Raw genomic sequence first — 4,158 nt, 5'->3', positions numbered from 1 at the left:
CAGGCTCTTGGGCCACGCGTTGGTCAGCTTGTAGCGCTTGATCGCGGTGCCCTCGTAGTCGTAGACGATGATCGCACCGCCCTTGCGGGCCGAGGTCATCTTGCCGAAGTGGGCGTCCTTGACCCACTTCTCGAAGCTGTTGTCGCCGGTGAGGCCGCGGGTGAGCGTGACCTCGCCCGCCTTGGGGCGGCCGGGCAGCTTCTTGATGACGTACTTGCCGTCGGCGGTGTTCTGCTTGAGCTCGATGACGTCCTGCTCCATCTTGAGCCCGGACACCTCGGAGATCTGCTTGATCGCGACGCCGTCGACCTCGAGGCCGAACGAGTGGCCGACGGACGTGTCGAGTTCGGGGAGTGCCATGACCTACCGCGCTTTCACTCGTTGACGAGGCTGGTGCCGCCGGAGAACTGCGCCAGGCGGAAGACGACGAACTCGGCGGGCTTCACCGGGGCGATGCCCACCTCGCACACGACCTGGCCGGCGTCGATCGCCTCGGCCGGGTTGGTCTCGCGGTCGCACTTGACGTAGAACGCCTCGTCGGGGGTGAGCCCGAACAAGGCGCCCTTGCGCCACTCGTTGACCAGGACCGCGCTGATGGTGCGGCGGATGCGGGCCCACAGGGCGTCGTCGTTCGGCTCGAACACGACCCACTGGGTGCCGCTGAGGATCGACTCCTCCAGGTAGTTGAAGAGCCTGCGCACGTTCAGGTAGCGCCACGCCGGGTCGGACGAGAGGGTCCGCGCGCCCCACACCCGGATGCCCCGGCCGGGGAACGAGCGGACGCAGTTGACGCCGATGGGGTTGAGCAGCTCCTGCTCGTTCTTGGTGAGCTGCGTCTGGAGCGCCACCGCGCCGCGCACGACCTCGTTGGCGGGGGCCTTGTGCACGCCGCGACCGGCGTCGGTGCGCGCCCACACGCCCGCCACGTGCCCGCTCGGCGGGACGAACAGGTGGTCGTCGCTGGCGGCGTCGAACACCTTGACCCACGGGTAGTACAGGGCCGCGTACTTCGAGTCGTAGCCCGCGACGTTCTGCCGCCACTCGCGGACCTGCTGCGGGGTCAGCGCGGGCGGCGGGTCCAGCACCGCCATGCGGTCGCCCATCTGCTCGCAGTGGGCGATCATGGCCAGCTGCACGGCCTTCACGCCCTCCAGCGAGATCTGGTCCCGCTGGTAGGCGCTCATCAGGTCAGGCACCGCGACCATGGTGATCTCGTCGATGGCCTCCAGGCCGCCGAAGCCGGTGCGGTCGGCGACGTCGCCCACGTAGTCGTCGGCGGCGACCTTGCCGGGCACGGCGGTCGGCGCGGACTCGTCGGCGCGCAGCGCGACGGCTCCCCGGTCGGCCTTGGCGGGCGGGTTCGCCAGCTCCTCGACGGTGATCAGGTTCGACTTCTCCCTGACCACGGTGACGACGTTCTCCTTGGTGCGCTTGGTCGTCACGTGGTGGGTCTCGACGACCTTGCCCGCGTCCTTGACCAGCAGGGTGAAGCGGTCCTCCGCGGGGTTCTCGCCCGCCGGGTCGGCGACCTCGACGGTGATGTCGCCCGCGCCGATCGCCTTGGCGGTGACCTTGTAGCCGCCGAGGACGCCGGTGGCGCCGGACGGCAGCGCGCCGTTGCCGGACGGGCCGCCGCCCGTGCCCGCGTCGTCGCGCTCGCCGCCGATGCGGACGACGTAGCAGTTGCCGCCGCCGTTGAGGAAGTAGCCGTAGACGGCCTGGCCGAGGTAGGTGCCCTCGACGAGGTCGCCGAAGGTCTGCGCGTACTGGGCCCAGTTCGACACCAGCGTCGGGGTGTTGAACGGCCCGCGCCCGGCGAACCCGACGAAGGCGGCCACGGCGGTGCCGACGCCCTCGATGGGGCGGGCGCCCGCCTCCACCTCCTCGACGTACACCCCCGGCGAGAGATAGGTGGGCATCCGTTGCCTCCCAAGTCGTGCGGATAACCGGCTGTGCTGGGGGAAATGCTGCTGCCACAGGGGGTTCGGTCGAAACGGCCTGGCGGCTGTGCCCGCGTGCGCGGATCACTGCCCAAAGGGGCGGCCGAGCGGCGCGCGGAGTTCCTTCCAGGGCAACGAGAACGCGGGGCGCCGGGGAGGGTCCCGCCCTCCCCGGCGTCCCGCGACCGCTCGGCGGGCGGACTACTCCTCGCCCTCGCCCTCCTCGGCCGGGCGCTGCACCGACGCCGCGCCCGGCACGTGAGCCTGCGCCACGGGTTCCTCGGCCACGTCCTCGGCGGGCGCCTCCTCGACCCGCTGCACGGCGGGCTGCGCCACCAGCCGGTCCGCGTTGGCGCTCGCCTCGCGCTCGAACCGGTCCGACGGGTCGCTCAGCCGCACCCCGCCCCCGACGTCCGAGCCGTCCACCGGGCCGCTGCGCTGCTGCACCACGTGCGTCAGCTCGTGCGCCAGCACGTGCCGCCCCGCGGCGGAGCCGGGGTCGTAGCCGCCGCTCTGGAACACGATGTCCGACCCCACCGTGTAGGCCTGCGCGTTCACCGACCTGGCCGAGCTGTGCGCCGCGCCGTCCGTGTGCACCCGCACGTCCGCGAACGAGGTGCCGAACCGCCCCTCCATGTCCGCGCGCACCCCGGCGTCCAGCGGCGCGCCGCGACCGGAGTTCACCACCTCGTGCACCGGTGACTCGGCCGGTCCCCCCTGCGCCTGCTCCTCCAGCGCCGACGCCACCCCGGCGTTGCCGACCGCCCGCTGCAACCCGAGGACCCCGCCCGTCCCCAGCACCTCCGGCCGCCCGGCCGCGACCGCCCGGCCGAGCAGGGCGTGGTCCTCGCGCTCGGCCCGCTCGCCCGGCGGCCGGGCGCAGCCGTCCTGCTCGTGGTCGTGCTCATGTCCGCGCACAGCGCCTCCCAGCGCTTCCCCGGCCCCGCCCCGAGCGGGTCCGCCGTCACTGCCCGAACGGGCGGACCAGCTCCAGGTAGCGCCCGAACTCGCGCTCCCCCACCAGCCTGCCCAGCTTGCGGTACTCGAGCGCCACCGCGCCGAACACCTCGCGCATCCCGACGACCCGGTCGCCCTCGGCCGCCAGGTACGCTGCCGTCACCGCCGCCGACCGGATGTGCCCGCCCGCCAGCTCGAACGCGCCAGCCAGGAAGTCCAGGTCCAGCTCGGCCCTGGGGGCGTGCGGGCCGAGGCAGTGGTCCCACAGCGCGCGCCGCTGCTCCCGGTCCGGCAGCGGGAAGTCCACGACCACGTCCAGGCGGCGGGTGAACGCCTCGTCCAGGTTCGCCCGCAGGTTCGTGGCCAGCACGGCGATCCCGTCGAAGGTCTCCATGCGCTGCAGCAGGTACGCGGACTCGATGTTGGCGTACCGGTCGTGCGCGTCGCGCACCTCCGAGCGCTTGCCGAAGATCGCGTCGGCCTCGTCGAACAGCAGCACGCCGTTGACCCCGGACGCCTCGGTGAAGATCCGCTCCAGGTTCTTCTCGGTCTCGCCCACGTACTTGTCGACGACGGTGGCCAGGTTGACCGTGTAGAGGTCAAGGCCCAGCGAGGCCGCGATCACCTCCGCCGACATGGTCTTGCCGGTGCCGGAGTCGCCCGCGAACAGCCCGGTCAGGCCGCGCCCGCGCCCGCCGCCCGGCCGCATCCGCCAGCGGTCGATCACCCGGTCCCGGTGCTCCGCCCGCGACGCCAGCTCCCTGAGCTGCCCCACGACCGGGCCGGGCAGCACCAGGTCGTCCCACGTCACGGCGGGCTCGACGCGCCGCGCCAACCGCTGCAGCCCGGCCGCGTTCTGGCTGCGGGCGCCCGCGCGCAGGTGCGCCACGGTGATGTCCTCGCCGTCGGCGAGCGCGGCCACCGACGCGGCCTCGGCGGCGCGCGCGATCTGGCCCGCGCCCAGCACGAAGTGCTCGGTGGCGGCGGCCGGGTCGACGCCGGGCGCGACCGGTCCGCGCAGCCCGGCGGCCCACAGCTCGGCGCGGGCGCCCACCGGCAGCGGGACGGCCTCGTGCAGCACCGGCGGATCGCCGCTCCAGCGCGGGTTCCAGGCGATCGGGCCGTGCACCGCCAGCGGCACGGCGGGGTGGCGCAGCGCGTCCAGCGCGGGCTCCTCGTCGACCGGCCCGAGCACGATCCCGGCGCCGCGCAGCACCGCCTCGCGCAGCACGGCGGCGCGCAGCGCGACCCGGTCCGGTTC

Annotated in this window: 4 protein-coding genes; all 4 read right to left on the bottom strand. The window is 73.6% G+C overall.

From position 1 onward, the window contains the following. Positions 1 to 360: phage tail protein (locus ACTUAL_RS01395; RefSeq protein ID WP_440898984.1), on the bottom strand; the 360-nt coding region annotated here is incomplete at its 3' end. A gap of 14 nt (positions 361 to 374) precedes the next feature. Continuing rightward, a complete protein-coding gene (locus ACTUAL_RS01390; protein WP_440898983.1) occupies positions 375 to 1,919 on the bottom strand; it encodes a phage tail sheath family protein in 1,545 nt (514 codons plus the stop codon). 222 nt (positions 1,920 to 2,141) lie between these two features. Beyond that, complete coding sequence (locus ACTUAL_RS01385; protein ID WP_440898982.1) at positions 2,142 to 2,858, bottom strand: eCIS core domain-containing protein; 717 nt, start codon at positions 2,856 to 2,858, stop codon at positions 2,142 to 2,144. Between the two features lie 46 nt (positions 2,859 to 2,904). Then, positions 2,905 to 4,158: ATP-binding protein (locus tag ACTUAL_RS01380; protein ID WP_440898981.1), on the bottom strand; the 1,254-nt coding region annotated here is incomplete at its 5' end.

Source organism: Actinosynnema sp., assembly GCF_052038725.1.
The sequence above is the reverse complement of the archived record's forward strand: the minus strand, read 5'-3'. Positions and strand labels throughout refer to the sequence as shown.

What these genes read in the sequence shown, in the direction of transcription:
- ACTUAL_RS01390 (WP_440898983.1), bottom strand. Translation starts at nt 1,919, where the DNA reads ATGCCCACCTATCTCTCGCCGGGGGTGTACGTCGAGGAGGTGGAGGCG.